Below are 22,985 nucleotides of genomic sequence, written 5' to 3' on the forward strand. Positions count from 1 at the left end.
GAGTTCCCCCGGGTGCGGGGACTGAGGGCGCGCCGTCCGGCGAATCTCATGCGGTGGAGTCGAGGGCGACCGCGAGGAGCCGCTGGCTGGGCTCGAGGGTGTCGAGGTGGCGCAGGGCTTGTTCGAGGTAGGTCACCCGGTGGCTGAGGGCGTCGCTGACCGGGGCCAGCTTGTGGCCGTCGACGGTGAGCATCGCGTCGCCGACGACGGCGCTCGCGGCTCGGTGGTGCTGGTAGGCCATCTGGCCTGCCTGGTACATCTCCAGTTCTCCGACGCCGGGTTGGCCGGGGCCGGGGGTGACGGCGGCGTGCAGTCGCATGGCGTTGACGCGGGGTTGGGCGTGGAAGTCCGCCACCGCCGTGTCGTACGGGTACTTCTGCGGGTCGGTCAGGGTGCGGCCTTCGAAGGTCGGCCACGGAGTGGCCACCCGAGTGCCATGCACCGCCTGCTCCCAGATCTGGTAGCGAATGGCGGCGCCGATGGCGGCGGCGTGACGCATGCCGTGCAGGTCGAGCAGCCGCAACGGTCCTCCCGCGCAGGGGATGGGACGGCCCTTACGCAGGCCGATCATCTGGCTGCGCTGCCACAGCCGCAGCTGCGGTACTGCCCAGAACAGCGGGGTGAGGGTGCCGGTGACACCGAAGTGGGTGCGCAGCTGATGCGCGGTGAGCGCTTCGGCGGGCACCTCGTCGGGCAGGCAGATGACCATCGTGGCGATGGTCGGTGCCGGCGTGACGGGCGTGCGGACGACACTGCTGGCCTGAGCGGGGGCCGGTGGGCGCGCGGGCGCCGCGGTGGCCTTCGCGGGGGCCGGTCGGGTGGGCATGGCGGGCACGCGGCTGCCGTGGGGGGTCAGCGGGGTGCCGTTGACAGCGGACATGGTGGGGTCCTCCTTCGGGTTGGGTGGTGCGTGTTGGGGCGCGCGGATCTGACCGGCTCACTGGTTTCGTGGGTCGGGTCAGGTCGGCATGGGGAGTGGAGATCGCGCGTTGACGCGCGAGGCGACCGGGCCACTGGGTAGGTGGGGGCGGTCTGTGGTGCGGTGGTGCGGGTGGTTGGGTGCGACCGTTGGGGGTCGCCGCGGGTGCGCGTGCCGACCGGCGTAGGCGGGTGGGCGTTGGCGTACCGGGTGGTGCGGCGAGGATCCCTGAGGTGGGACCGAACCGGGTGGAGCGATATGTGGGGTGTGGTAGTGCCGAAACGATAGCGAGAGGGTCTGTCAGCGACTCTCGCCTCGCGTGACCGCCGAAACCCGCTCTGAGCTGGGCTGTTAGACGTTCAGGGCAGTGGTGGGCGGTAGAGGCGGGCGTTCCTGTCAGACCGGCCGGATCTGACAGGAGCAGGAGGTGTCTGACAGGTTGCCGCCGCAGGTCACCGCCGCGGCGTAATGCTCACCGGCGGTGACCTGCGTTGTCGGGCTCGGCCGGGTTCACTCGTCGTCGGGGTTGGTGAAGCGGTGGGGGTTGGTGGCGGGGTTGTCGGGGCCGTCGTCGCTGGGCAGTTCGTGCAACCAGCGGCGCAGGCCCGGCTCAGTGGTCAGGGTCCAGGCCGGTCCGGCGGGATGTTCGTCGTGGACGCCGGTGGCCACGGGCATGGCGGTGGGCACGTCGGCCAGAACGTGCAGGAGATTGTTCTCGCGGCGGCGGCTGCGCACCCGCAGCAGGACGGGGTAGCGGGGGCCGAACTCGGCGAGGCGTTCGTAGGCGCGCAACTTGCGCAGTACCCGGTTGAGGTCCTCGGTGTTGTTGTCGTGCTCGAGGAAGAACCCGACGTGACGCTCGCCGACGGCCCAGACGCCGTGGGCGTCGGGGCGGATGTCGGCGGCGGCGTAGGCGGCGGTGGCGTGCTGTTCGGACCACCACCGCTGCAGGCGGGCGTTGGGGTCGGTGCGGGTGTAGGCGTGCAGGTCGACGAAGAGTTGGTTGACGCCGAGCAGGTGGTGCAGCTTTGTGCTGCCGACGATGCGTTCGGTGCGTTCGATGTTGCTGCGCGGCGGGCGGGCGGTGGGCTGGTCGGGGTCGGTGTAGGCGTCGCGGTGTAGCACGGTGCCGAGCGGTCCGAGGGCGTAGAGGTACTGCTGGGTGCCGGTGGTGATGTCCACGAAGCGGGTGACCGCTCCGATGTGCCGCAGGGTCGCCAGGCGCAGCAGGGCCGAGCGTCGGGACGTGAACAGTGCGGTGGTGATCTGCTCGGTGGTGAGCAGGTAGTGCTCGGCCAGCCAGGCGAGCAGGGTGCGGTCACGCAGGGTCAGCCGCCGCAGGAGCTCCAGGCGCTCCTGCCGCGATGGCGGACGAGCAGGCGGTGGTGGGGAGGTCTCAGGCGGGGTAGGCGGATTCGGTTGGGAGGAGTCAGGGCAGTCGGAGTTGTCAGATTCGGCTGACATGGGTGGGTTTCCCTTCAGGGGTGAACGAGGGTGCCCCTCCGTTGGAGGGGTGTCTGGCTTCGGGGGTGACTGAGTCGACGAGCCGTCAGGGCGCTGTGCGGCACTGACAGACGTATTCGGAGGATCTGTCAGCTGCGGTGCGCGCTTCGGTGGTGAACGGCCGGCGAAGGACCCGGTGAAGGGGCGGTGAAGCCCAGCACCGATGGCCGTGACAGATGGGCAAGACTCGCTGACGTGCCGGTTCAGCGTCGGCGAGGCAGGTCAGCGTTTACCTCTGCCGCCCCTGCCATTACTGGCGGATTTGTCGCCTGCGGGTTTGGAGAGGCGATCGACCAGCGCGTCGATGGCGCTGCTGTCCTGCGGGTCTGAGGTCCCTGCGGCTTCTTGGCGGATCGTGGTGGCCTCGCCGACGACGGGCTGAGGCGGGCGGGTTTTGAGGGTGAACGCTGGTGTCTGCCGGCCGTCGACGACCAGGCGCGTCGCGGCGGTGTAGGCGTCGAGGTGGGTCAGGTCGTGCTCGTCGAGTTCCGGCAGTGTGTGGCGGGCCAACACGCGGGCGTCTTCCGGCGCACACGAGAAGTAGATCTTGTTTCGGGCGTTGGCGGAGACCGCCGCGAGGAGGTCCTTCGGGAATTGGGCGAGGTCCTGATGGGCCAGGACCATGGACAGCCGGTACTTGCGGGCTTCGGCGAGCATCGTGTCCAGCGAGTTGGCGAGGGTGAGGAAGTTCTGCGCCTCGTCGATGATCAGCGTGGCGTCACGGCGCTTTTCGGGGGCGACGCGGGCGCGGGCGGTGGCGGCCTGCCACACCTGGGCCAGGATCAGTGAGCCCAGCAGTTTGCTGGTGTCCTCCCCGAGCTGGCCCTTGGGGATGCGCACGAGCAGCGCGCCGCCGTCGAGGACTTTGCCCATGTCGAAGCTCGACTGGGGGTGGCGCATGGTGCGTTTGACGAAGTCGCGGAGCAGGAACGCCCGCAGTCGGGCGAGGACGGGTCCGATGACCTGGGAGCGCAGGGCGGGGTTAAGTTCGTCGTACCACTGCCAGAAACCGGACAGGCCGGCCGGGTCGTCGAGGTCGACGGTCATCGCCGAGCGGAACTGCGCCGAGTTGAGCAGCGGCGGGATGTGTTGCAGGGTGACGTTGGCGTGGCGCAGCAGGGTCAGGCAGGCGACGCGCATGACGTCGTCCATGCGGGGTCCCCACGCTTTGGCGAAGATGTTGCCGAAGATCGACACGAGGTTGTCCACGACGAGGTCGGGGTCGTCGCCGGACAGTGGGTTGATCGTCGGCGGGTTGGGTTGGTCGGGGTCGAACAGCACCACCCGGTCCGCGACCGACGCGGGAAGCCGGTCGAGGATGTCCAGGACGAGGTCGCCGTGCGGGTCGATGACGACGGTGCCGCGGCCGGCTTTGATGTCGTCGACGGCCATGTTGACGAGCAGGGTTGTCTTTCCTGAGCCGGTAGATCCGACGACGTGTAGGTGGTACCGGGCGTCGGGCACCGACAGGGCGATGCCGTGGCCGCCAACCTGCGCGTCGCCGATCACCTTCGTGCCGCGCCCGCCGGTGGGCACGGCGACGGGGCTGGGCATGGACTTCGCGCGGGCGCGGTCTAGGCCGGGAACGGCCAGGTCGTGAGGCAGTGCGGCGAGGGCGGCCAGTTCCGGGGTGCAGGTGAGGAACCCGACGCCGAGGCGCCGTTGGGCGAGCACGGCGGCCGGGTGCGGCATGCGGGTGCGGTGGGCGAGGCGGTTGCGGCCGGAGTAAACCGCGAAGGCCGAGGCGATGGTGTCGGCGATGCCCCTCAGCCGGGGGCGTTGGTCGGTGCCGGCGCGTCGGCTGTCCTTGCCGACGCCATAACGCACCGCGGTCTCCCAAAGGGGGTGGGAGGTCTTGTCGAGGATGGCCCGCACGTCGCGCTCCAGCCCGGGATCGCGTCGGCCTGTCCGCGCCGGTTGCCCGGGGGTGGCGGTGCGGCCGGGTAGGAACGCGTCGATGAGCCACAGCAGCGGCGCGGCCGGGTTGATGGCTGGCACGGCGGTCTTGCCGTCGCGTAGTCGGGTCGCGGCGCGTCGGGCGCGCAGCGCGCGGCGGGCGGTGGCGGGGCGGGCGAGGATCTGCACGCAGGCGTGCTCGTCGGCGCGCAGTCCGGATCCGGCGGACATGAGGGCGCGCAGCGGGTCGTTGTCGTGGTCGGTTGCCAGGGGCAGCCATTCCGCGGCGGTGGGCAGCAGGTGTCCGCCCACCGCCGTCGTGTCGGCGGGGATCGGAGGTCCGGGGGTGTCGTCGGTGGTGCAGGCGGCGCCGGGCCAGGCGGCACGCACGGCGGCTTCGACGGCGCCGGGTGGGACGGTGCCGGGCACCCACACGCTGATCAGCAGCCGCCGGCCAGTCCAGACGTATTGCCAGGCCACGTGTGGGCTGCCGTAGAGCAGCCGGCGGCGGCGAGACGTGGTGAGGGTTCCAGCGAGGTTGGCCCACAACGCCGCCGCGCTGTGCGGGTCGACCTCGGGCGGCGGAGCGATCGTGATCAGCCGGGCGCCGTCGGCGTGCCGGCGGTGCCGCCGCAAGGCGAGGAGGTTGCGGCCAGCGACGTAGATGATCAGGATGGTCGCGGCGACGGCGAGCAACCAGGGCCGTTGAACGGCCCAGGCGGCGGCGTCGAGCACCCACCGCGCGGGTCCGGTCGCTGCGGTGGGCACGTCGGTCTCGGGCAAGGTCGGGGGCGAGGTGGTGGGGGGCGGTGTCATAGGTCGTGTCCTTCGTCGTCGAGGTCGGCCAGGTCGCTCGGGCGTGTCGTGCAGAGGTGGTGCTCGGCGTCGGAGGCGACGGCGTCGAAACTGGTCCGGTTGGTCCCGGAGATCAGCAGGCCGGTGCCGACCCGGGCGGCGAGCAGCAGCCGCCGCTCACCGGCGGTGAGGCCGAACGCGTCGCCGACGGCGTCGATGGACTGCGGGGCCTGTTTGAGCAGTACTTGGGTGGCGGCGTTGGCGACGACGGCTTGGCCGAGGTCGGTGCCGAGAACGTCCGCGACGTCCTGGGTGATCACGGCCAGGCCGGCGTGGCGTTTGCGGGCGGCCTTGGACATGCGGAACAGGAACCGGGCGCCCTCGCCGTCGCGCATCAGCAGCCACGCCTCGTCCACCACCACGAGCCGCCGTGGCGCTGACCGACTGGGGGCGTCGACCTGCCGCCAGATCGCGTCGAGCGCGAGGAGGGTGCCGACGGTGCGCAGTTCGTCGGGCAGGTGCCGCAGCGACCACACCACCAGGTGCCCGTCGGGTCGGGTGGTGGTGTGGCCGTCGAACAGGTGCGAGAACGAGCCGTTTACCCACGGGGCGAGGCGCGCGGCGAGCTGCCGCGCAGCCGCGTCCTCGTCGGCGCGCAGGCGGGCTTCGAGGTCGCGCAGCAGCGGCGCGGTCCGGTGATGCGTGGCCGGGTCGGCGGTGATCCCGGCCTCGCGGTAGACCGCGAGGATCGCCCGGTCCAGCGCCGCCCGTTCGGCCGGAGGTGGCTGCTGGCCGAGCAGCACCGCGATGAGGGTATGCAGGAACAAACCTCGGCGGGTCAGGACATCGGGTCGCCGGTCACCAGCGGGCAGGTCCAAGGGGTTGACCTTCACCCCGGCCACGCCGAGGCGCACCACGGTCCCGCCGACAGCGTCGGCGAGCCTCAGGTACTCGTCTTCGGGGTCGATGACAGCGACCTGGACCTGCTGGTAAAGGTTGCGCAGGATTTCCAGCTTGACGAAGTAGGATTTTCCGGCGCCGGAGCGGGCCAGGACCACGGAGTTGTGATTCTCCTGCGCCCAGCGGTCCCACCACACGATGCCCTGCGAGTCGGGGTTGACCCCGTAGAGCACCCCGCCCTCGGCGGGTGGATCGCCCGGCAGTGGGGCCGGTAGGTCCGCTGAGGCGAGGGGGAACGCGGCGGCGAGGGCTGCGGTGTCCATGGTGCGGCGCATCTGCAGGCTGTCGGTGGCCAGCGGCAGGGTGGTGGTCCACCCGGCCAGGTGCCGCCACGTCGCTGGCTGCACTTCGATCAGCGTCGACGCGGCGGCGGCTTTGACTTGCGAGCAGGCTTGCAGGAGTTCGTCTTCGGTGCGGGCGTGCACGGTCAGGTACAGCCCGACGCGGAACAGTTTCGCCGCGCCGCGGGCGAGCCGGTTGGCCAGGTCTGCGGCGTCCTCTGCCGCCGCGTCCACCATTGGGTCGGCGAGCTTGCCGCGCTCGGCGTCGGCCCGCCGCGATGATTCGTAGCGGGCCCGTTGGTTGCGCAGCCGTGTGGCGGCGATCGGGGCGGGCAGCGGGTCGATGTGCAGGGCGAGGTCGAGACGACCTGGCCAGGACAGCAGAGGCTCCAGCCAGGCCGGGCCGACCTCGGCCGGGTAGCCGGTCACTACCAGGGTGGCGGCGTAGCCGTCACCGACGCGCAGCATGCGCGGGGTCACCTCCACCGAGGCGGGGGCGACGGTCGCGGCCAGCCGGTGAGGCTGCCGGTCCTGGTGCGCGTCGAGCGGGGTACGAGAGCGAAGTTTCATGGCTGTGGTCTCCTTGCGGGTCGATGCCCTGGTCGCGGCGGGATTGAGGTGACGACGGCGTCCGGTGCGGCGAGACCACCGGGCCGGTGCGGTCGGTAGGGATCGGCGGCGGCGGCGATCGCCGAGGTGACCGCCGCCCCGTCCAGGGCGCGGGTGGTGACGCCGAGGCCGGACAGCGCGCGAACGGTGTCGTCGGCGCGCCGCCTCGTGGCGTGCTCGCCTCGTTCCCCGTCGCTGGTGCGGGTGACGATGAGGACCTGCCGGCGCAGCGGATCCCGACGCTCGGCCAAGTCGTCCAGGAACCGCGCGTGGTCGGTTGCCGCGGCGGCCAGCGCCGGGTGGGCGAGGTGCTCTCCGGCGTTGGCGAGGGTGCGGGCGGCGCCGTGCAGGTCCACTGGCTGCGCGGATACCACGATCTGCGTCGGGGTGGACAGGCTGTTGAGCCAGCGGCCGAACGTGTCGATCAGCGCGGCCTGCTCATCAGCGGTGCGCAGCGCCAGGTTGACGTTCGACGCGGCGACCATCGCCGCCCGCCCGCTCCCAAGGGAGATCTCGCCGCTGTCGTCGATCGCGTCGGCGGGCAGCCGCAGTGGCGCTGGCAGCATCACCGCGCTTTTCGGTGCCTGCACCCAATCCGGCGTCGTTGACGTGGTGTCCGTGGTCGTCAGTGCGCGAGGCGCCCGCGCGTGGCGCGCGGCGGCGAGCAGCCACACATCCAGCGGCAGCCCGTCGCGGCGGCCGACGGCGATGCCGAAGGCAAGACCGCCCACCACCACGGCGGCGCCGATGAGCACGGGCACCGGCACCACCTGGTGCAGAGCCCGCCACGCTCCGTAGAAGGCCAGGGCGGCGACGGAGAGGATCGCCAGTTGCCGGAACGTCAGCCCGTAGGCGACCGTGTCGGGGGCGTCGACGTCGGCGGGGATACGAGTTCTATAGGGCTCTGTTTCGGAGTTCTTCGTTGGATTCACTGTGCTTACGCATCCTTTCCACCCTTCGGCGGGTGCAGGGCTGGCGGTGTCGGGCACGGCCCCGGATGAGCGGGCCGCGTCGCATCCCGGAAGCTGGCAATTCAGCACCGGTCCGCGAGGATTCGGCCGGTTCGGCATGCGTCGCGACGCACGTCGCCGGGCTTCTGGTCTGGTCCCGCGTCTGCGCGGCAACCGGCGCGAAGGTGTCTCGGTTGGAGAGTTGGGGCGGCTGCGGGACCTGGCCCGGCTCAGCGACACGTTGATGGTCGGCACCGACGGTGTGCACACGTTGCCGGAACGACCCGATCAACCCGAAGAGGCCAACAGGTCCGATCGCGAGGCCGCCTCAAACGACCATCAACCTCCGCGCCCGCCCCGACTCGGTAGTGAGCTGTCGTGGGCGCTCATCGGCTGACTGCCCGCAGTCCGCGACCGAGGCCGGGAATCGCACGGGTGGCCTGCTGCACGATGATCACCCGCACGGCCGCGCCGATCATGTTCGCGCCGCGGCCGTTGCCGGTGGACACGAGGCGGGTCATCATGGCGGGCACCCGCAGGGTGGTCCACAGCATGACCATCACCACGAACAGGTTGATCACCCCGCCCGGGTCCACCGGCAGACCCAGGACGGGCAGCAGGTTGTCGGGGTCGGTGAGCATCCACTGCCCGGCGTACAGGGTGAAGCCCTGCACGATCGGCACCGCGAGCGTTCCGGCGTAGGCCTTCCACCACATCCGGGCGATCGCGTCGGTTATCGGTAGGGCGTGACAGGCCAGCGCGAGAGGCGCGAACGCGGTCAGGACGAGCACGGTCGCGAAACGCACGATCACGCTGAACGCGGTGGACGCGAGCAGGACCGCGATGATGGCCACGCAGATCACGAACAGCAGCACCGCGGTCTTGTCCTGACCCGCGCTGATGTGGGTCTTGATCGCCCGCAGCGCGCCGTCGCTGTCCCCGTCGCCGGTGGTGAGGGCACCTGTCAAAGCGTTGGCGAGTCCGATGAGCATGCCGCACCACAGTTGGGAGAAATGAGCGGCGACGAACCCCACGATCAACCTCGGCGCGAGGTCCTTGATCGTGTAGCGGGAGGTTTCGCTGCCGCCGGCGGTCATGGTGAGCACCCCGGCGGCAACAAAGGCGAGGACGAAGACGGTGTCGACGACGAGGACCGAACGGCCAGTCAGGGCCTGCACCTGAGGCAGGGCGGTGACGTCCGGGGTGATCAGCAGCGCGCTGCTGATCACCCCGATCAGCGCGTCCAGCGTGGCGAGGATCGCCGCGGCCAGCCAGTCGAGGATTTCGTTCAGCACGTAGCCCATAGCCGCATCAGCCCCCGACGATGCCCTTGGCGATTTCCAGCAGAATCGGTGCCAGCACGGCGAGGGCGTAGCCGATCAGCGCGTTCTTGAAGGTGCTCTTCGCTCTCTCCACCTGGGCGGTGTCACCGCCGGCGGTTGCCCAGAAGACGCCCGACAGGATGAGGAACAGGGTCGCGATCGCGAAGAGGATCCCCATCACCCAGGTCTGAATGTTGAAGATGACGATCGGCAGGGAGTTCACCGCCAGCATCGGCACGCCGCTGTCGGCGTACGCGGCGGCCGGCACGGACAACACCAGCAGCACCTCGCCGGCGACGCCGGCGGCGCGGCCGGTTACGCGGGCTGCGCGGGAGTGGGTGAGGGCACGAAGACGTGCCGGGATGTGGGACATGAGCGGGTTCACCTCCGGCCCCGCGTCGAGCGACGGCGGGGCGGTTGTCGGCGGTCAGTGGGGTGGACCGCCGCCGAAGGGGCGCGGGGGCGCACAGCGCCACGAACACAGGCCGTCTCCGGGAGGAGCACGTCCTCCCCTTGTCGGGTAGTGGTGTTCGATGAGGTGTCAGCGCACCAAACTGCGCGGCACCCGGGGACGTCTGGTGCGTGGGGCGGTTACGATTTCGGCCCCTTCGGCGGCGAACGGAAGCTCCCTCGCGCAGCCGGTGGACGACCGCTGGGGAACTTCCGCACCCTCAAAACAGCTCATGTCAGCTCTGGCGAACGCCCCCCCGGTCTGACACCGACCTGACAGACGCTGACCCGCTTCCGGCACCGTCAACTGACACGGCCTGCGACAGGAGGTCCTTTGCCAGTTGACCTGCTCTTTTCTTAGTTCAGGTGATGCGACTGGAGGGTTTGGCGGTGGAAGTGATCCGGCTGCCTGTCAGCGGTTGGCCCCCGGTGCTTTCTCACAGGGCTGAGGCTCGTTGTCAGGTTCCTGAGGACTGCTGCTGGTCAAACAGCGGCTGCTGCACGGGCCGTCGCGGTCCAGCCGATCGACACGCGGGTCGTAAAGGCGATGCACGCGTTGCCAGGAGCAGGTCAACAGAAAAACCAACCCGCAACGCCGACGTGGATCAGGTCATCTGAAACCTGATCATCGGCATCGGCGCCGGTGAGCCGCACGGTCGAGACGCCCAGTTCTGTGGGCTGCGGCTTGCAACGACCGGTGTAGCTCACGGCCCACGATGGCGTCGGTGCCGGCGGAGGTAGTTCTCTCGACTTGAATGGCCGTTGGACGTGCCGCACCAGCATGGTCACAAACGGGTGCGGGCCCGACCAGGAGGCCGGGCCCGCACGAATCCTGTTGCTTAGGCGACCAGACCTGCCGCCGCCAGGGGTGCCGGATCGGTGCTGGTGGCGACCGCGATCCGGGTTCGCTCCCGGTGTGAGGCGTCCGCAGCCAGTTCCGCGGCGGCCTGCGGGGATGCCACACCGGTGAGCAGCCCGTTCGCCAGCGCCCGGGCGATGCGCTCATCGATGCGCCGCAACCGCATGCGCAGAGCGTCGACGGTGATACCCAGGGCCGCGGCGATCGGCTCGATCGCCCTACGGCCCAGCCTCAGGTCGATGTAGGGCTGCTCCTCGTTGGCATCCAGCAGACCCAGCTGGACCGCCCGCTGCACCAGCAGGTCGGGATGGCCGTAGGGAACGCTCGGGGTGCGAGGTCCCACCACCCGTTCCACGTCGTCGACAGGCACCGCCGCACCGACGCTCTGGCGCAGCTCAAACCCGGCCCTCCAGCCGGCCATGCACAACGACGCATACGGTGCCGGCTGGGACAGGTCCACCCGGTCGCGTAACGCCTCCAGGAAGCCGGTGAGGATCTCCGCGTCGATGTCATAGGCGTCGCCGGACCAGCCGACGCGCAGCTGCCCAGCGCAGCGGCGTAAGGCCGGCAGGGCCATTCCCGCCGCCGCCACCACCCACGCTGGGCCGTCCATGCGCGCCCGCAGGATAAGTTCCCGCCAGACAGCGGCGCGGGCCTTGTAGGCGTGCGGATGCGCCAGCAACCAGTCGCGCAGCGCCGACAGAGTTATGTCCCCCCGCGGCAGCCCGGTGCCGTCGCCACACCTGTCGAGATCGAATGTCATCGGATCGGGATCCCGTGTCAGCGCCACGAAGGCCGCGTCGACGGCGTCCAGCGGCGAGTCAGGCCAAGCAGTGTCAGACGAAGCCATCTCCACAACTCCATGTCAACGAAGGAAGCCGATGACACGTCGGCGCGTGTCATCCCGCGGATGCGGTGACAGTGATTGCGCCACGACGACCTCACAGACCTCTGACAACGCAGCTCAGCACAGCCTGCGCCGATACGAGCGGGTGTCTGACACGAGCTGACAACGACGATCCCACCTGGCTGCGGGGATCTGACAAAGCCCGCCTGACCTGGACATTCGCCGCCGCCATGCCGCCCAGCTGCCAACGGGCGCTGGGCGCGACACCCGACCGATGCGCGCCTTCAGAGCACGGTCGGGGCGACCTGACAAATACGACTGTCAGACTCACAGCGCGCCGGACGCCGGGTTCCTGTCACATCGGCGGGCTCTGACAGGCGCGCGGTACGCAGCTCGTCGGCGTCATCCGACACGGCGCGACGACCGTGACAGACAGAGGCCGGCGCAGGAGTGCGCTGCGGCGGCACCGGCAGGCGCCCGCGTGCATGTGGGTCCGCATCGCTGCTACACGCCGGCACTCTGACTGCGCCGACGGCGAACACGTTGTCATCGCTCCGGTGGCCTGACAGGACCCTGCTTGTCGTCGCGCTCGACTGCGGACATGCCTTTGCTGTCCCGTCGCAGGAAAAGATCCGCGGCAGTGGCGGTGAGCTGGGATGGATCACTCTGAGTGAGGCCGGTCCGGCATGGCTGTCTCAGTCGACCTGGCTGAACATCGTGCTTGCTTCTGCCCGCCCACTCGAGTCTGCCGAGCCGGTCCGGCAGATGCCGGCCCACCTCACCCACGTTCGGCCAGCCGGCCAGAACGGCGCAGGCGACCCCCACCACCACCGGATCGAAGTCCAGCAGGGATCGCCCTCACCACGAACAACGCCCGCGTGGGGCGCCACGTCCTAGAAGGGTTCCCGCCACACCGCGCCAGCCGCTCCGGCGCACCTGACGGTCATGCCGACGACGTCGACAGCGGCACCCGAAGCAGCGCCACGAACCTGACAACCAAGCCATGGCCCTGCCAGAGACCGCCTGATGGCCACCGCTCACAGGCTGTCCCAGAGCACCTTGATTGAGCAGACCCAGTCGGAGCAGACACAGTGAGAAAGAGCAGTTCAGCTGAGGGAAGACGGAGGGGTGTCAGCTCAGCATCGATCGCTGTCAGAGTGCTGTCAGACCGGGGGGGCGTTCGCTAGAGCTGACAAGAGCCGATTTGAGTGTGTCAGCGCACTGCAGCGCGGCGCGGAGCCGACATCCACATGAGCGAGCACACGCCGCAGCACCACAACGACCCTGTCCACCCGATCGACCCGCCTGCGGTCGACCCGACCCTGATCGACCTGGTCCCCGGTGATCCGCCGGTGCCGGTCACCGTGTGGCGCACCGCCCACAGCCCGGCCGACGCCGGGCGCAGCATCGGCGCCCGCCTGGCCTACCGGCTCGTCGCCGCTTACACCCGCCCCGGCGAGACTGTTGTCGACCTTACCGCCGATCACGCCCTGCGCGCCGTCAGCGCGGCGGGTAGCCGGCGGCACCACCCCGGCTGGTTCACCGACGCGTCCAGCCTGATCATCGGACCGGCCACCCCACCGGCACACCCCGACCCCGCCGCGTTCGCAGAGGACGGCGGCGACGTGCCGCACATGCAGGCGTGGTTCGGCGACGATCTCACCGACCCAGACCTGCCCACGGAGGCTGCCACCACCGAGCCCGGGCACGGGTCCCTCGCAGCCGCGACGAGCCTGGTCGTGGCCTGCTGGCCGCTGGATCCTGCGGATGCCACCAACCGCATCCGGCTGGCGTGGCTGCTGACCGCGTGCGCGCGGCTGCTGCGCCCCGGCGGCTGCCTCGTCCTGGTCGTCACCGTCCCCGCCGCCGCCTTCGGCAGCCGGCCGGAGGACTTCACCCCGGTAGCCACCGCGGCCGCGCAGGTGGGAATGGGCTACCTGCAGCACATCGTCGCCGTCAGCGCCGACACCGACGGCGACGCCTTCGTCTACCACGTCACCGACGAGGAACTGCTCACCCTGACCCACCAGAGCGACCCGCAGTGGACGGTGACGCACCTACACGTCCACTCGGACCTGCTCGTCTTCTCCCCCGTCGGCGCGCCGCGCGACGGACACCGCAACGGGGGTGAGTCGCGTGGCTGAGCAACCGACGAACCCCGCCGGGGCCGACGAACCGGCCGCAGGCTACCGAGGCCAGCACCCCGCCTACGAAGGGCGGCACCTCGACAACGCCGGCCGCCACGCCGTCGAGCCTGAGGGCCTGTCGGTGTGGGCGACCGCGCAAAAGACAGGTCCGGTGCAGCGGCGCGGCCGGTACGTGCCGGAGTCGGTCAAGCACCCCGCCCGGATGCTTCCAGCGATCGCCGCACACGCCGTGCACGCCTACACCCAGCCCGGCGACCTCGTCCTCGACCCGATGTGTGGAATCGGCACCACCCTCGTCGAGGCCATTCACGCCGGCCGCGACGCGATCGGAGTGGAGTACGAGCCGCGGTGGTCGAACACCGCCGACTCCAACATCACCCACGCGCACACCCAGGGTGCCAGCGGCCGGGCATCCGTGGTCCGCGGGGACGCCACCCGCATCTCCGCGCTGCTACCCGCGGCTCTGGCCGGACAGGTCGCCCTGGTCGTCACCTCACCTCCGTACGGGCCGACCGTGCACGGCCTGGTCCGGCCCGGCACCGACGGGGTGGCGAAATTCGACAACGCCTACAACGACGGCACCGACCGGGGAAACCTCGCCTACCGCGACCTCACCGGACTCGCCAATGGGTTCGAGCAGATCCTGCGTGGCTGCGCGAGTTTGCTGCGACCCGGCGGCACCGTCGTGGTCACCGCCCGGCCGTGGCGCAAGCACGGGCAGCTGATCGACCTACCCAGCGTGGTCATCGCCGCCGGCACCCGCGCCGGTCTTGTGCCCACCGAGAGGTGCGTGGCGCTGCTCGCCGCGGTCCGCGACGACCAGCTCGTCGCGCGCCCGTCGTTCTTCCAACTCCAAGCCGTGCGCAAGGCCCGCTCGGGCGGCACGCCGCTGCATCTGATCACCCACGAGGACGTGCTGATCTTCCGCCGCCCGCCCGCAGTGGACCACCTGGGTTCAGAAATCCTGAACACCCCCGAGGGCCCGGTGGTCGCGTGAGCACACCCACCCACAGGTACCTGAGCCTCGGCGCCGGGGTCCAGAGCTCCACACTTCTGCTGCTCGCGGTGCGCGGGGAGATTCCCCGCTTCGGTGCGGCGGTCTTCGCCGACACCGGCTGGGAGCCCGCCCCGGTCTACGCCCACCTGCGCAGACTGCAGCGGCTCGCCGCCGCAGCGGGGATCCCGATCGTGCGGGTGTCGGCGGGAAACATCCGACACGACGCCCTCGACCCCACTCACCGATTCGCCTCTATGCCTCTGTTCACACTCGGGCCCGCAGGCGAGAGGGGGATGGCACGTCGGCAATGGTGGGTTATCTGCACCACCTACCTCTCGTTGATCACGACACAAGTCACCGTGATCAAGGAGTTTGGTGTGGACCTTCGTTCTCTTCTTATGGAAGGCGGTGCCGACGTGTCTCGCGTCGGCGCCGTCGTGCCCAGCGGCCTGATTCATCCACCGGTCGTGGTCGTCGACAGCGACTGCGTCGAGGTCAAGCCCGTGACCGTCTTTTTGCGGGACTTGACGGTCGGCGACTGCAGCCCGTTGACGGGCCGCAGCTACGCGTTCGGGATGTTGCGCTGGTTCCGCCTGCTGTGGCAGCTCGGCGTCGGATGGGAGAAGGCCACCGAGGCGGACGTCGCCGTGCTCGTCGGGTGGCTACGCACGGCCGAGAATCCGCAACGTCGGCGTCGTTCGGCGACGGCGGCTGTGCCGGGGTCGGTGAATCCCCGGACGGGTAAGCCCAGCCTGGGGCAGGGGTACGCACCGAGGACGATCAACCACGCGCTCTCGGTGGTCAGCAGCTTCTACGAGTACCACGCTCACCTCGGCCATGGCCCCGTCGTCAACCCGGTGCCGGTCTCGGCGCAACGGCGCCGGGCGCTGGCCCATCGAAGCCCGCTAGAAGCGGCCCCGGTTATGCGCCGTGCCCGGCTTCGGCAACGCGTAGTTGATCTCACGCCGCGCTCGATCCCGGACCCGCTGTGGGACGAACTGTTCGATGCGCTGGGCTGCGATCGGGATCGAGCGATGGTCGAGATGTTCGTCTCCAGCGGGGCACGAGCGGCCGAGCTGCTGGGCGTCTGCCCAGAGGACGTCGACTGGGCAGGCCAGCGGATCTGGGTCATCTCGAAGGGAACCCGCGCACGACAGATGGTTCCTGCGTCACCGAAGGCGTTCGTGTTCCTGGCCCGCTACCTCGATCAGGACGGAACACCCAGTGCTGGAGAGCCGGTCTGGCGGACCCGACGTGGACGGCGTCGACCGCTGACGTACTTCGCGTTGCGCCGCATGATGCAGCGCGTCAACCAGCGGCTCGGCACCAACTGGAGCCTCCACGATCTCCGCCACACGGCAGCCGTCAGGATGGCCAACGGCAACAAGCTGACCCTGCCCGAGGTGCAGGCGATCATGCGTCACGCCGACATCCAGACCACCAGCCGCTACCTTGCCGTCCGCGTCGAAGAGCTGTTCGACCGGCTGGCAGAGCACTATGCCCAGCCGCGCCGGGAGAAGGCCTACCCGGCCGGCTACGACGCGGCTGACATCGCGGCGGTGTTCGGTGCCTAAGTCCCAGACCAGCATGACCACCGGGCACAGCCGCCGGCACCGCCACGGGCCGGTGCTCGACGAGCTCGGCTTTCCCAGCCGCTTCGTCTCCGGCGCCATGGCATCGGCTCCGGCCGTCGCGGCAGTCCCGCCGCGACCGTTCGGCGATCTGAGTGCCGCAAGGGCTGCCGACATCGCCGAACTGGTCGCCGAGTTCGGCGGCGGCAGCCGCGTCACGGTGCTTCAGCGCCGCTCGGCTACGCACGCCGTGCTGGACTACCTGGCAGGGTTCGACGGCAGGGACTGGCAGCAGCGATGGGACGCGAGTCCGCTCGGGCAAGGCGAGTTCAGCGCCGCCGTGCTGGGGTCCAGACGCACCACCGGGCACAGCCTGCCAACGGGCGTTCGCACGTTGTTCTGCCTGCGTGTGATCCAGCCGTCGCTGCTGGCCTTCCGCCGTCAGGCGTTCGGCGAATACAACGCCCCGTTCGTCGACGCGCAGAGCGACCCGCTGCTGGACAAGGCCATCACGGCGATCAAGGCACACGACGTTTCCTGGAGTCACCGCCGCGACGCGATCTCCGACCTATGCTGCCTGCTCACCGTTCAGGGAGTCAGCCTGGCCGACGTCACGCCGCCAGCTCTGCTGCACTTCGCGCACGCCAACCGGGCCGTATTGGCGTCCATGCGGCCCGGGAACAAGGCTGCGAACCGATTCGCCGGCCGCGGCGCCTGGAACGTGCTGCACCGTATGGGTCACTTCCCGGCCGCGACCCCGCAGACGATGCGCGAAGCGATGCACCGCGGCCAGCAAACCATCCCCGAGATCATCGATCGATACCCGATCCGCAACCAGGCCGTCCGGCAACTGCTCATCGACTACTTCACCCGCCGGCGCGCCGACACCGACTACGCCAGCCTGGTCAACCTCATCCTCCACCTCGCGCACCACTTCTGGGAGAAGATCGAACGCCTCAACCCCGAACAAGTAGACCTGCACATCGCCCCGGACCTCTACACCACCTGGCGCGAGCACCTCGCCGTCCGCGACGACGGGAAAGCCAGGGCCACCGTCGACCAGATCATCATCGGCGTCCGCAGCTTCTACCTGGACCTGCACACCTGGGCCGCCGAGGAACCCGAACGCTGGGCGATCTGGGTAGCGCCCTGCCCCGTCCCGCCGAGCGAGCTTCGCGGTCTCGGCAAGCGGCGCCGGCGCATCAACGAGCGATCCGCCGACCGCACCCGCGTTCGCCAACCCCTACTGCCCACGCTCGTCGCACACGTCGAAGAGCGCTACGAACACCACCGCCGCCTGCTGGAACTGGCCGCGCCATTGCGGGTCGGCGAAACCTTCGTTCTCGACGGGCGCAGCTACCGGCGCCACCACAGCGAGCACGACATCAAACGCCTCCGAGCCGGCCACGAGATCGTCATCCGAGTCATCGACGAAACCTCCGGCACGACGATCCACGCCTCCGCCGAGGAGGAATCGGCCTTCTGGGCCTGGGCCTGCGTCGAAACGCTGCGCCACTCCGGCGTGCGGATCGAAGAGCTGTGCGAGCTGACGCAGCTCAGCATCCGGCAATACCAGCGCGCCAACGGCGAGGTCATCGCACTGCTCGTCATCGCGCCGTCGAAGACCGACCGCGAACGCGTGATCCCGATGTCGGCCGAGTTGTTCCACATCATCGCCACGATCGTCCGTCGGCACGCCCGCGACGGGAAGACGATCCCGCTGGTTCGCCGCTTCGACCCGCACGACAAGGTCTGGAGCGTTCCTCTGCCGTTCCTGTTCCAGAGGCTCGGCGGATCCACCCGGGCCGTCATCGGCAGCGGCACCGTTCTGACCTGGATACGCCGCATCTGCGCCGCCGTCGCCGAATACAACCCCACGTTCCGTGGCCTGCGGTTCACCCCGCACGACTTCCGGCGGATCTTCGCCACCGAACTGGTCAACAGCGGTCTGCCGATCCACATCGGCGCGGCCCTGCTCGGCCACCTCAACGTCCAGACCACCCGCGGCTACGTCGCCGTCTTCGACGAGGACGTGGTCCGCCACTACCAAGCCCACCTACAGCAACGCCGGCAAATCCGGCCTCAGGACGAGTACGCCTCCGTCACTCCGCAGGAGTGGGCCGAGTTCGAGGAGCACTTCGACAAACGCAAGGTCGAACTCGGCTCCTGCGCCCGCCCCTACGGCACGCCCTGCCAGCACGAACACGCCTGTATTCGCTGCCCGATGCTGCACGTCAACCCCAAAATGATCGACCGCCTCGGCGAACTCGAACACGACCTAACCACCCGCCGCCAGCACGCCGAGAACGAAAACTGGCTCGGCGAAATCGAAGGAATCGACTTGACCCTCAACTTCCTGCGCACCAAGCGCGAAGAAGCCCAACGCCTCACCCGCCGCCCACTCGTCCAGCTCGGGCTGCCACAACCGAGGGGGGACAACGCTTGATACGTCGCCGCCCCTCACCCACCACCCTTCAGCCCCTACACGGCCGGCCCTGCCGTCTGCTGCGCGTCCTCGATCTTGTCGAGCAGCCGCAGCAGCAGGTCAGCCAGCAGCACGATTTCCGCGGCCTCAGTCGCATCGGTGAAGTCCACCCGCCGATGGCTCGACGGGTTCTTGAACAACCCGATCGCACCCTGGAACAGGTTCATCTGCGCGATCGACTCGCCGCCTTCCAACTCCCCACGGAACAGCGGGCCGCCCTGCCGGAACGCCTTCGTCATCAGCTTGACGCCAACCTCGTCAGGCCCAGTGCCAAGCCCAGCCTTAGCCCGCACCTGAACCTCGACTTCCTTCATCGCGGCAAACGCCGCCAGCTCGAAGTCGCCTCGGAGGAACTGGGGTCGCGCAACGCGCTCAAGAGCCGGAACCAACTCAACATCCAGCCGCTCCACCGCTCGCAGCCACCGCAGGCCATCCTGCAGCAGTTGTCGCCCCTTGCGGCTGATCGCGAAGGATTTGTCGGTGTCCGAGCCCAGATCCCAGGCGATCAAGCCGTGGCTCTCCAACCAGTTCCACGCCTCGCTCAACGCAAGCGCGGCATCCGACCGCTTCACCCCTGCCTGCCTAGCTTCGAGCAGCCAGCTACGCCAATTCCACGCGCCGGTTCTGTCGGCATCACCCAACACAAGCAGCGCCAGCTCGTCCAACGGCAAAGCGACGATCTCGTCCTCGGTCATATTCAGTCCATTAGTCACATCGACATTGTCGTGTTCGCCGAGGCGCCCTGGCCAACGGCTTCCCTTGCGGCGTCGAGCCAGCTACAGCCGGAAGCATGCCCCCACCAGGCCTATGTCACCCGATCAAGTGAAGTGCAGATAAGCACCTCCGAATACAAGATCAAACCCATCAAGGCGGAGGTGCGGCGCCGACTCGGCTACCCGCACCCCGCCCGGGTCCCGGCTGGTCTGGTAGCCGAGATGGCGATCGGAATCAGCCTTGACGAGATCGGGCGTGCCCGCGACGCCGACGTTGCCTACATGCGCAACGTCTTCCCGCTACTCGACCTCGGTTGGCGGCGGGAGGACTGCCTGGCCTACCTCACCGAACACGGGCTGGCGGGCACCCCGCGCAGCGCGTGCGTCGGCTGTCCGTTCCGCACCGACTCCGAGTGGGCGCGGCTGCGCCGCGACGACCCGGGCGGGTGGGCAGACGCCGTCGCGTTCGACGCCGCGATCCGCCACGGGTCCGCGCGGGCCAACGCCGCCGGGCAGCCGCTGCGGGGGCAGTTCTTCCTCCACCGCCAGCGCATTCCCCTCGCCCAAGTCACTCTGCGACCTCAAGAGCAGGCCGAGGCGGACGCACCAGGGTGCGGGCCGTGGACCTGCCCGCACGACCCGGCGGACGCGGCGGCGATCGACGCTGCGGCGCCGGGACGGGAGGTGCGCCATTGAGCAGCACCCTCCGCCCCGGATCGGGTCCCTGTGCACCGGCTACGGCGGCCTCGACATGGCCGTCGAGCTGGTGCTCGGCGGCCAGCTCGCCTGGTACGCCGAGACCGACCGACACGCCAGCACCGTCTGCGCCCACCACTGGCCTGACGTGCCCAACCTCGGCGACATCCGCAGCATCGACTGGGACTCAGTTCCCCGCGTCGACATCCTCACCGCCGGATTCCCCTGCCAGGACATATCCAACGCCGGCAAACGCGCCGGCATCACCGGAGCGCACTCCAGCCTGTGGAGCGCTGTCGCCGACGCCGTTCGCGCGCTTCGACCGCCGCTCCTCTTCGTGGAAAACGTCGCCGCGCTTCTCCGCCGCGGCTTCGACGTCGTCGAAGCCGACCTGGCCGAGATCGGGTACGACACGAGCTGGACGTGCCTACGCGCATCCGACATCGGCGCCGCCCACCGCCGCGACCGACTGTTCCTGCTCGCCGTACCCGCAGAGCAACTACTCGCAGGGGGTGCGGACGCTGCCGACACCATGCGCCCGTGACGGCAAAGGCCCCGGCCACCAGTACGGGCTGCCCGACCTGATCGAACCGTCCGGCTCCACCCACGGGCTCCTGCCCACCCCCACCGCAGTGGCATACGGGTCGAACAAATCCCCATCCGCAGGCGCCGCCCGCCGACCAAGCCTGGCCGGCATCACCGGACAGTTCCTGCCCACCCCAACGGTGGCCGACAGCCGCTCCTCGGCCAACGCCACCGCCCGACGCGCTACCCTCACCCACCACCAGGGGCGGACGCTGACCGACGCCACCCGGCTGCTGCCCACCCCACGAGCCAGCGACACCGGCACCCCCGGCCGCAAGGCCGGAGCGGGCTTCCGACCTCCGCTGTCCCAGGTGCTGCTACCCACCCCGAGGGCCACTGACGGGTCGAAAGGCTGCCCCGGCCAGCGCGGCTCCCACGGCGACCTCACCCTTCCATCCGCGGCGGTGCGGGTACCCGCCCGCACCCTGCCTACCCCCCGCGCGTCCGACGGACGCGGCCCCGGACGCCACGGCGACGGCGGCGCGGACCTACGCACCACCGTCGCCGGGCTCGGACACCTCGACGAGCAGAAGTGGGGCGTCTACGCCGCCGCCGTAGCCCGGTGGGAACTGCTGCTCGGCCGCCCCGCACCAGAGCCCACCCAGTCCGGGCAGCACGGAAAACCCGTGCTCGCCCCGTCGTTCGTCGAATGGCTCATGGGTTTGCCCGCGCTCTGGGTCACCGACCCGCAGCTAGGGCTGCCGCGCACCCTCGCGCTGCGGGTCCTCGGCAACGGTGTCGTCCCCCAACAAGCGGCAGCCGCGCTGCGGCTGCTGCTGTGCCCCCACCGCTGGCAGGTGCCGTCATGAACGGCCACCGCGACCAGCGGCCGGACGGCCTGGCCGGATACGAGTACCACCGGTCCGGGCCGGTCACCCTCTACCTCGGCGACGCGCGGCGGGTCCTCGCGGCCATGCCCGACGCGGTCGTTACCTCCCCACCCTTCTGGTCACTGCGCGACTACGGCACCGGTCGCTGGAGCGGCGGCGACTTCGACTGTCCCCACCCTGGGCGGCAACGGCGTCTTAACGGCGCGAGGTGTGTTCGCTGCCCAGCGGTGTGGATCGACCCGCAGTACGGCCTGGAGTCCACCATCGAGCAATACGTCGACCGGCTGGTCGGCGTGTTCGACGAAGTCCGCCGCGTGCTGTCCCCTACCGGCACCTGCTGGCTCAACCTGGGAGACAGCTACAGCGCGCCAGGCCGACGCGCCCAACCCACCAGCGGCGCCACACCGGCCACTAACACCGCCTCAATGCTGCCAGCGAAGAACCTCATCGGGGTGCCCTGGCGGGTCGCCTTCGCCCTGCAAACCTCGGGCTGGTGGCTCCGCAACGCCGTGATCTGGTCCAAGACCAACCCCATGCCAGAGTCGGTCGCCGACCGGCTGTCCACCACCTACGAACTGCTGTTCCTGCTCACCACATCACAGAACTACTACTTCGACCTAGACCCGATCCGCGTGCCGTTGGCCCGGCCAGAAGCGGCCGACGGCACGCGGATCATCGGCGGCGCCCGAAAGGGCGCCACCGGCGGCATCGGCCCCACCGCCCGCCGGCGTGGTGCCACCGCCTACGGCGGCAAATACACCACCGACACCGCAACCGAACCCCGCGCGGGCGCGGGCAACCTCAAGCCGCTCGGGCACGCCCACACCGCCGCCCACCCGCGAGGCCGCAACCCGGGGGACGTGTGGCGCATCGCCACCCGCCCCTACCGCGGCTCCCACGTCGCCCCGTTCCCCATCGACCTTCCCCTGCGGGCCATCGCCGCCGGCTGTCCACCCGGTGGCGTGGTGCTGGACCCCTTCTCTGGTGCCGGCACCACCGGCCTGGCCGCCACACGACTCGGCAGGCGCTACATCGGCGTCGACATAGCCGCCCGGTTCCACGACGAGGCGATCACCCGGCTACGCCCCCACCTACCCGGGGGCTCCGGATGAGCCTTCGGCTCGTGCCAGTCACCTTCACCCAAGCGGCGGACTTCATCGGCGACTGGCACCGCCACCACCGCCCACCCCAGGGACACAAGTTCTCCCTCGGCATCGCCGAGCACGAGGTGCTCGTCGGGGTGGCGGTGGTGGGCCGGCCCGTCGCCCGGATGCTCGACGACGGGCACACCCTCGAAGTCACCCGCGTCGCCGTCGCCGATGCCACCCCCAACGCTGCAGCATGCTCTACGCCGCCGCGTGGCGGGCAGCCAAGGCACTCGGCTACCGCCGCCTGCTCACCTACACCCAGCACGACGAATCCGGTGCGAGCCTGCGCGCCGCCGGCTGGCACATCGTCGCGACACGCCCGCCGACCCCCGGCTGGTCGCGCCCCGCGCGGCCCCGCGCCGACCACGGCGTCGACCACGTCGCCCGCCTGCGCTGGCAGCCCACCCCCTAGCCCCCCGCAC

General features: G+C 70.0%; 19 protein-coding genes and 1 pseudogene. 10 read left to right on the top strand and 10 right to left on the bottom strand.

Going from position 1 to position 22,985, the window contains the following annotated elements; all coding sequences use genetic code 11:
- Positions 1 to 46 precede the first annotated feature (46 nt).
- From ABZS40_RS19715 to ABZS40_RS19735, 5 genes are all read right to left on the bottom strand, one after another.
- Positions 47 to 880: a hypothetical protein gene (locus ABZS40_RS19715; RefSeq protein WP_354944660.1), complete on the bottom strand. Its 834-nt coding sequence runs from the start codon at positions 878 to 880 to the stop codon at positions 47 to 49.
- Between the two features lie 549 nt (positions 881 to 1,429).
- The gene (locus ABZS40_RS19720) at positions 1,430 to 2,383 is read right to left on the bottom strand and encodes a replication-relaxation family protein (protein ID WP_354944662.1); all 954 of its coding nucleotides are present in this window, start codon (positions 2,381 to 2,383) and stop codon (positions 1,430 to 1,432) included.
- A 261-nt stretch (positions 2,384 to 2,644) separates the two neighbouring features.
- Positions 2,645 to 5,134 carry a DUF87 domain-containing protein gene (locus ABZS40_RS19725; RefSeq protein WP_354944663.1) on the bottom strand — a complete coding sequence of 830 codons (2,490 nt, stop codon included), beginning with the start codon at positions 5,132 to 5,134 and terminating at the stop codon, positions 2,645 to 2,647.
- Positions 5,131 to 6,924, bottom strand: a complete 1,794-nt coding sequence (locus tag ABZS40_RS19730) for a DUF87 domain-containing protein (protein WP_354944664.1) — start codon at positions 6,922 to 6,924, stop codon at positions 5,131 to 5,133. Before ABZS40_RS19730 ends, ABZS40_RS19725 begins: the two co-directional genes overlap by 4 nt.
- Positions 6,921 to 7,850, bottom strand: coding sequence for a PrgI family protein (locus ABZS40_RS19735; RefSeq protein ID WP_354944763.1), 930 nt, complete (start codon positions 7,848 to 7,850; stop codon positions 6,921 to 6,923). The genes ABZS40_RS19730 and ABZS40_RS19735 overlap by 4 nt, the downstream gene beginning before the upstream one ends.
- A 181-nt stretch (positions 7,851 to 8,031) precedes the next feature.
- Here ABZS40_RS19735 and ABZS40_RS19740 point away from each other — a divergent pair, with 181 nt between their 5' ends.
- A complete protein-coding gene (locus ABZS40_RS19740) occupies positions 8,032 to 8,310 on the top strand; it encodes a hypothetical protein (RefSeq protein WP_354944665.1) in 279 nt (92 codons plus the stop codon).
- On the opposite strand, the gene ABZS40_RS19745 is transcribed toward ABZS40_RS19740, so the two are convergent.
- The 4 genes from ABZS40_RS19745 to ABZS40_RS19760 all read right to left on the bottom strand — a co-directional run bounded on the left by ABZS40_RS19745 (position 8,300) and on the right by ABZS40_RS19760 (position 11,394).
- A complete protein-coding gene (locus ABZS40_RS19745; protein ID WP_354944666.1) occupies positions 8,300 to 9,217 on the bottom strand; it encodes a hypothetical protein in 918 nt (305 codons plus the stop codon). The two genes, ABZS40_RS19740 and ABZS40_RS19745, sit on opposite strands and share 11 nt — an antisense overlap.
- 7 nt (positions 9,218 to 9,224) lie before the next feature.
- Complete coding sequence (locus ABZS40_RS19750; RefSeq protein WP_354944668.1) at positions 9,225 to 9,608, bottom strand: pilin; 384 nt, start codon at positions 9,606 to 9,608, stop codon at positions 9,225 to 9,227.
- 647 nt (positions 9,609 to 10,255) lie between these two features.
- Complete coding sequence (locus ABZS40_RS19755) at positions 10,256 to 10,393, bottom strand: hypothetical protein (protein ID WP_354944669.1); 138 nt, start codon at positions 10,391 to 10,393, stop codon at positions 10,256 to 10,258.
- A gap of 131 nt (positions 10,394 to 10,524) precedes the next feature.
- Positions 10,525 to 11,394: a hypothetical protein gene (locus ABZS40_RS19760; protein WP_354944671.1), complete on the bottom strand. Its 870-nt coding sequence runs from the start codon at positions 11,392 to 11,394 to the stop codon at positions 10,525 to 10,527.
- 1,247 nt (positions 11,395 to 12,641) lie between these two features.
- On the opposite strand from ABZS40_RS19760, the gene ABZS40_RS19765 reads away from it, so the two are divergent.
- From ABZS40_RS19765 to ABZS40_RS19780, 4 genes are read left to right on the top strand one after another with little or no spacing between them, the layout of a single operon-like run.
- Positions 12,642 to 13,535 carry a hypothetical protein gene (locus ABZS40_RS19765; protein ID WP_354944672.1) on the top strand — a complete coding sequence of 298 codons (894 nt, stop codon included), beginning with the start codon at positions 12,642 to 12,644 and terminating at the stop codon, positions 13,533 to 13,535.
- Positions 13,528 to 14,535 carry a DNA methyltransferase gene (locus ABZS40_RS19770; protein ID WP_354944674.1) on the top strand — a complete coding sequence of 336 codons (1,008 nt, stop codon included), beginning with the start codon at positions 13,528 to 13,530 and terminating at the stop codon, positions 14,533 to 14,535. The genes ABZS40_RS19765 and ABZS40_RS19770 overlap by 8 nt, the downstream gene beginning before the upstream one ends.
- Complete coding sequence (locus tag ABZS40_RS19775) at positions 14,532 to 16,109, top strand: tyrosine-type recombinase/integrase (RefSeq protein ID WP_354944675.1); 1,578 nt, start codon at positions 14,532 to 14,534, stop codon at positions 16,107 to 16,109. Before ABZS40_RS19770 ends, ABZS40_RS19775 begins: the two co-directional genes overlap by 4 nt.
- Positions 16,102 to 18,552 carry a tyrosine-type recombinase/integrase gene (locus tag ABZS40_RS19780; RefSeq protein WP_354944676.1) on the top strand — a complete coding sequence of 817 codons (2,451 nt, stop codon included), beginning with the start codon at positions 16,102 to 16,104 and terminating at the stop codon, positions 18,550 to 18,552. The genes ABZS40_RS19775 and ABZS40_RS19780 overlap by 8 nt, the downstream gene beginning before the upstream one ends.
- A 35-nt stretch (positions 18,553 to 18,587) precedes the next feature.
- Here the strand turns inward: ABZS40_RS19780 and ABZS40_RS19785 are convergent, their stop codons facing one another.
- Positions 18,588 to 19,286 carry a TIGR02391 family protein gene (locus tag ABZS40_RS19785; RefSeq protein ID WP_354944678.1) on the bottom strand — a complete coding sequence of 233 codons (699 nt, stop codon included), beginning with the start codon at positions 19,284 to 19,286 and terminating at the stop codon, positions 18,588 to 18,590.
- Between the two features lie 132 nt (positions 19,287 to 19,418).
- Between ABZS40_RS19785 and ABZS40_RS19790 the strand changes: the two genes are divergently transcribed.
- The 5 genes and pseudogenes from ABZS40_RS19790 to ABZS40_RS19810 all read left to right on the top strand — a co-directional run bounded on the left by ABZS40_RS19790 (position 19,419) and on the right by ABZS40_RS19810 (position 22,975).
- On the top strand, positions 19,419 to 20,000 hold the full coding sequence (locus ABZS40_RS19790; protein ID WP_354944765.1) for a hypothetical protein: 582 nt from the start codon (positions 19,419 to 19,421) through the stop codon (positions 19,998 to 20,000).
- Positions 20,001 to 20,028: 28 nt separating this feature from the next.
- Positions 20,029 to 20,544 (top strand): DNA (cytosine-5-)-methyltransferase, encoded by a 516-nt coding sequence (gene dcm, locus ABZS40_RS19795; protein ID WP_354944764.1) that lies wholly within the window; start codon positions 20,029 to 20,031, stop codon positions 20,542 to 20,544.
- The gene (locus tag ABZS40_RS19800; protein WP_354944679.1) at positions 20,513 to 21,394 is read left to right on the top strand and encodes a hypothetical protein; all 882 of its coding nucleotides are present in this window, start codon (positions 20,513 to 20,515) and stop codon (positions 21,392 to 21,394) included. The genes dcm and ABZS40_RS19800 overlap by 32 nt, the downstream gene beginning before the upstream one ends.
- A complete protein-coding gene (locus ABZS40_RS19805; RefSeq protein ID WP_354944681.1) occupies positions 21,391 to 22,527 on the top strand; it encodes a site-specific DNA-methyltransferase in 1,137 nt (378 codons plus the stop codon). Before ABZS40_RS19800 ends, ABZS40_RS19805 begins: the two co-directional genes overlap by 4 nt.
- Positions 22,524 to 22,975, top strand: a pseudogene (locus ABZS40_RS19810) (XF1762 family protein). Before ABZS40_RS19805 ends, ABZS40_RS19810 begins: the two are co-directional and overlap by 4 nt.
- Positions 22,976 to 22,985: the final 10 nt, after the last annotated feature.

The sequence above is a fragment of the Micromonospora sp. NPDC005324 genome, assembly GCF_040607155.1.
In the GTDB taxonomy this organism is placed as follows: domain Bacteria; phylum Actinomycetota; class Actinomycetes; order Mycobacteriales; family Micromonosporaceae; genus Micromonospora; species Micromonospora trifolii.

Excerpts from the sequence above, each read along its gene's own strand:
- ABZS40_RS19715 (WP_354944660.1), bottom strand. The coding sequence starts at position 880 with ATGTCCGCTGTCAACGGCACCCCGCTGACCCCCCACGGCAGCCGCGTG.
- ABZS40_RS19720 (WP_354944662.1), bottom strand. The coding sequence starts at position 2,383 with ATGTCAGCCGAATCTGACAACTCCGACTGCCCTGACTCCTCCCAACCG.
- ABZS40_RS19725 (WP_354944663.1), bottom strand. The coding sequence starts at position 5,134 with ATGACACCGCCCCCCACCACCTCGCCCCCGACCTTGCCCGAGACCGAC.
- ABZS40_RS19730 (WP_354944664.1), bottom strand. The coding sequence starts at position 6,924 with ATGAAACTTCGCTCTCGTACCCCGCTCGACGCGCACCAGGACCGGCAG.
- ABZS40_RS19740 (WP_354944665.1), top strand. The coding sequence starts at position 8,032 with ATGCGTCGCGACGCACGTCGCCGGGCTTCTGGTCTGGTCCCGCGTCTG.
- ABZS40_RS19745 (WP_354944666.1), bottom strand. The coding sequence starts at position 9,217 with ATGGGCTACGTGCTGAACGAAATCCTCGACTGGCTGGCCGCGGCGATC.
- ABZS40_RS19750 (WP_354944668.1), bottom strand. The coding sequence starts at position 9,608 with ATGTCCCACATCCCGGCACGTCTTCGTGCCCTCACCCACTCCCGCGCA.
- ABZS40_RS19760 (WP_354944671.1), bottom strand. The coding sequence starts at position 11,394 with ATGGCTTCGTCTGACACTGCTTGGCCTGACTCGCCGCTGGACGCCGTC.
- ABZS40_RS19765 (WP_354944672.1), top strand. The coding sequence starts at position 12,642 with ATGAGCGAGCACACGCCGCAGCACCACAACGACCCTGTCCACCCGATC.
- ABZS40_RS19785 (WP_354944678.1), bottom strand. The coding sequence starts at position 19,286 with ATGACCGAGGACGAGATCGTCGCTTTGCCGTTGGACGAGCTGGCGCTG.
- ABZS40_RS19805 (WP_354944681.1), top strand. The coding sequence starts at position 21,391 with ATGAACGGCCACCGCGACCAGCGGCCGGACGGCCTGGCCGGATACGAG.